Below are 3,195 nucleotides of genomic sequence, written 5' to 3' on the forward strand. Positions count from 1 at the left end.
AGGGACCGATCAGACTGGACAAATACCTCAATCTGCACGTCGCAAATGCGTCGCGGACAAAAATACAAAATGGTATTGAGGCGGAAGCAGTAAAGGTAAACGGGCAAACTACAAAAGCAAGTTACAAGGTCAAGCCGCTGGATGTAATCACCCTCTCTCTCCCCCAGCCACCCCGCGACACGGAGATTTTGCCGGAGAACCTTCCTCTGGACATTATCTATGAAGATGAGGTACTCCTGATTGTCAACAAACCCACCGGAATGGTTGTACATCCAGCTTACGGGAATTGGACAGGGACGCTCATTAATGGACTGGTTTACCACTTTCAGCAACTTCCGACGGGCCGCAATGGTGAAGGAAGGCCAGGCCTTGTACACCGGATTGACAAGGATACTTCTGGCTTGCTGGTTATTGCAAAAACCGAGTTTGCGATGACCTTTCTTGCCAAACAGTTCTCCGACCATACCATTGAACGAACTTACTATGCGCTGGTGTGGGGTGAAATGAAAGAAGCCAGCGGAACCATTACGGGCAATGTAGGAAGAAGCATACGAGACCGCAGGGTAATGGACGTTTTTCCTGATGGCAGCTCCGGAAAACATGCGGTGACGCATTACGAAGTAATCAAGCCCCTACGTTATGTTTCACTGATCAAATGCAATCTTGAAACGGGCAGAACGCATCAGATCAGGGCGCACATGAAACACATTGGTCACCCTATTTTCAATGATCCTGTTTATGGAGGTGATAAAATATTGCGGAGTGTCTCAAGCGGAAGTTATAAAGCAATGGTGGAAAGCTGTTTTCAGCAGTTACCTGGGCAAGCGCTTCATGCCAAGTCGCTGGGATTTGTACATCCGGTATCAAGAGAATGGATCCAGTTTGACACTGAGCTGCCCGCCGGCTTTCAAGCGATCCTGGAAAAGTGGGAAAACTATCTAAACTATTAGTAAAAACAGGTATATTCTCGATTCAAAGGTGTTTTAAGAATAAAAATATACAAATGAACATTTCAACCAGGCAAGGAAAAGTAGAGGATATACCAGCTATTTTTGAGTTGGTAAAAGAACTGGCGATCTATGAAAGGGCTTTAAACCAGGTCACCAATAATGTTGAAAAAATGACGCGGGATTATCACGAAAAGCTGTACGACTTTTTTGTGGCCGAATCAGATTCAAAGATTATCGGATTGTCACTTTACTACTACCGGTATTCTACCTGGAAAGGAAAGCGGTTGTATATGGAAGATATTATCGTAACCGAATCGATGCGGGGAAATGGGATTGGGAAGATCCTCTTTGATGCCACGGTTTCGGCTGCGAAGCAAACAGGTTGTACAGGTATGCTCTGGCAGGTACTCGACTGGAATACCTCAGCAGTGGGCTTTTACCGCAAGTATGGTACCAACTTTGATAATGAATGGATCAACTGCAGCCTGGACTTTTAATAGCATTTCAGGCTGGGTTACAATTAATCCAGCAGGTCAGGTCTGCGTTCTCTTGTTCTTTTTAGCGCCTGCTCATAGCGCCATTCTTCAATCTTAGCTTCGTGCCCGGACATTAAGATATCCGGTACTTTGTGACCTTCATAGTCAGCAGGACGAGTATATACAGGTGGCGCAAGCAGGTTATCCTGGAACGAGTCGGTTAATGCGGAGGTTTCGTCATATAAAACACCCGGAACCAGCCTGATGATATCATCTGCGAGCACAGCCGCTGCTAGCTCCCCTCCCGAAAGTACATAATCCCCGATACTGATTTCCCTGGTAACAAACAGATCGCGGACACGCTGATCAACTCCCTTGTAATGCCCGCAAAGCAAGATCAGGTTACCTTTCAGGGAAAGCTGGTTAACAGCTTTTTGATTCAACAATGCGCCATCTGGAGTCAGGTAAATGATTTCATCATAGACCCGCTCAGCTTGCAGCGCCTGAATACAGCGTGCAATCGGCTCGATCTGCATAACCATTCCAGCCCCTCCACCAAATGCATAGTCATCGATCGTACGGTGCTTGTTGGTGGAATAATCCCGGATATCATGAACCTTCACTTCCGCGTGACCAGCTTGTTGGGCGCGTTTGAGGATAGAGTGTGCAAAAAAGCTTTCCAAAAGCGCCGGCACACAGGTTAATATATCAATCCGCATCATCCGGAATGTTTTCTGAGTCTGAATCTTTGGACAGGTACACTTCCAGCAATCCTTCCGGCAGGTTCACAAGTAATTGCTTGTTCTCCTTGTCAGCACGCTGCACAATCTCGTTCGCAGTGGGAATCAATACCTCGCTACCTTCATAATCCATGGCGATCAAATCCTGTCCATTCAAAGAATACACCTCTCGCACAATTCCTAACGTTCCGGCAGTCTGATCAACAACCGTATATCCTTTGATCTCGTGATAGTAAAAGTTCTCTCCTCCAAGTTCTTCAAGATCTTCAAGCGGCAAATACAATGAGCTACCTACCAGAGCCTGCGCCTTAGCCATGGTATTCACCTCTTCCAGCGCGACAATCGCATTGCCCTGTTTCTGGATATTGATATCCTCTATAAAGTAAGGAACCAGGTCACCTTTTATTTCGACGTAAACAGTTTCAAGATCTTCGTAATCATCAGGATAGTCAACATCCAGGTAAAACACCACATTTCCGGCAGTTCCGTGTGTTCTGACGATATATCCCAGTAAAAAGCAATTATCCTGTGTCATGGATAATATTAATTAGGGTGAGTATAAAAAAGTATGAGTCTGTACGGAGTTACCGACAGACCCATAATGGTATAGAAGCAATAATTATTCAGCAGATTCCTCAGCTGGTGCTTCGGTTTCAGCTGCGTCAGAAACTTCTCCTTCTGCAACTTCTACTTCCTCAGTTTCCGTTTCAGCAACTGGTTCAGCAGGAGGTGTGTTTTTCTTTGCGATCGCTTCTGCACGAGCCTGGTTTACTTTGCGTTCTGCATCCAGTTTCGATTGTCTGTCAGCATCTTTTTGTTGGGACAAAGTGTCAGCAGCAGTAGCTTTACGCTCTGTTTTCGATCCTTTCCACTCTTCAAAACGCGAATCCGCAACTTCCTGCGTGATTGCACCTTTCAAAACACCAACTTGCAAGTGCTTGCGCAGCATTACACCTTCGTGTTGCAAAATAGAACGTGCTGTGTCAGTTGGTTGCGCTCCTTTCAAAAGCCAGTCAACTGCTTTGGCTG

General features: G+C 45.9%; 4 protein-coding genes and 1 pseudogene. 2 read left to right on the forward strand and 3 right to left on the reverse strand.

Translation table 11 applies throughout. From position 1 onward, the window contains the following. On the forward strand, positions 1-950 hold a 950-nt coding region (locus ACTIE6_RS21255; RefSeq protein ID WP_439558545.1), incomplete at its 5' end, for an RluA family pseudouridine synthase. 53 nt (positions 951-1,003) lie between these two features. Further along, on the forward strand, positions 1,004-1,447 hold the full coding sequence (locus tag ACTIE6_RS21260; protein ID WP_056285219.1) for a GNAT family N-acetyltransferase: 444 nt from the start codon (positions 1,004-1,006) through the stop codon (positions 1,445-1,447). 23 nt (positions 1,448-1,470) lie between these two features. On the opposite strand, the gene trmD is transcribed toward ACTIE6_RS21260, so the two are convergent. From trmD to ACTIE6_RS21275, 3 genes and pseudogenes are all read right to left on the reverse strand, one after another. Next, positions 1,471-2,145, reverse strand: a complete 675-nt coding sequence (trmD, locus tag ACTIE6_RS21265; RefSeq protein ID WP_439558547.1) for a tRNA (guanosine(37)-N1)-methyltransferase TrmD — start codon at positions 2,143-2,145, stop codon at positions 1,471-1,473. Then, positions 2,135-2,701, reverse strand: coding sequence for a ribosome maturation factor RimM (rimM, locus tag ACTIE6_RS21270; RefSeq protein WP_439558546.1), 567 nt, complete (start codon positions 2,699-2,701; stop codon positions 2,135-2,137). Before rimM ends, trmD begins: the two co-directional genes overlap by 11 nt. An 84-nt stretch (positions 2,702-2,785) precedes the next feature. Next, positions 2,786-3,195: pseudogene (locus ACTIE6_RS21275) on the reverse strand (30S ribosomal protein S16); the annotation flags it as partial.

It is taken from the genome of Dyadobacter sp., assembly GCF_051859145.1.
GTDB lineage: Bacteria > Bacteroidota > Bacteroidia > Cytophagales > Spirosomataceae > Dyadobacter.

Coding starts and splice junctions, on each gene's coding strand:
- rimM (WP_439558546.1), bottom strand. CDS start 2,701: ATGACACAGGATAATTGCTTTTTACTGGGATATATCGTCAGAACACAC.
- ACTIE6_RS21260 (WP_056285219.1), top strand. CDS start 1,004: ATGAACATTTCAACCAGGCAAGGAAAAGTAGAGGATATACCAGCTATT.
- trmD (WP_439558547.1), bottom strand. CDS start 2,145: ATGCGGATTGATATATTAACCTGTGTGCCGGCGCTTTTGGAAAGCTTT.